We start from the raw sequence: 406 nt of genomic DNA, 5'->3' as shown, positions 1-406 counted from the left end.
CGTAACGGGGCCGCGATCAGCGGCCGGCACAAACCCGTAACGGGGCCGCGAGCCGGTGCCGGTGCGAGGCAGGCGGATGCGCTGGACCGGCCGACCGAGCTGGTCGGTTAGCCGTAACGGGTCGCGAGCGGCCGCCCCCGCTTAGGAGGAGCGTGCCGTGTCTCCGACATCAAGCTGACAGGGTTCACCTCCGACCACGCCCACAGCCAGCGGGTCCCGTGTCAGCCCCGGCCCCTCGGCCCTGTTCAGCAGCCCCGTGCGCCCGCTCGGCCCCGTCCTGCAGCCCGCGCGGGCACGTCGGCTCCGTCCGGCAGCCCCGTGCGCCCGCTCGGCCCCGTCCTGCAGCCCGCGCGGGCACGTCGGCTCCGTCCGGCAGCCCCGTGCGCCCGCTCGGCCCCGTCCTGCA

This window comes from Nonomuraea sp. NPDC050394, from assembly GCF_044459065.1.
In the GTDB taxonomy this organism is placed as follows: domain Bacteria; phylum Actinomycetota; class Actinomycetes; order Streptosporangiales; family Streptosporangiaceae; genus Nonomuraea.
Note: the sequence above shows the minus strand (reverse complement) of the source record.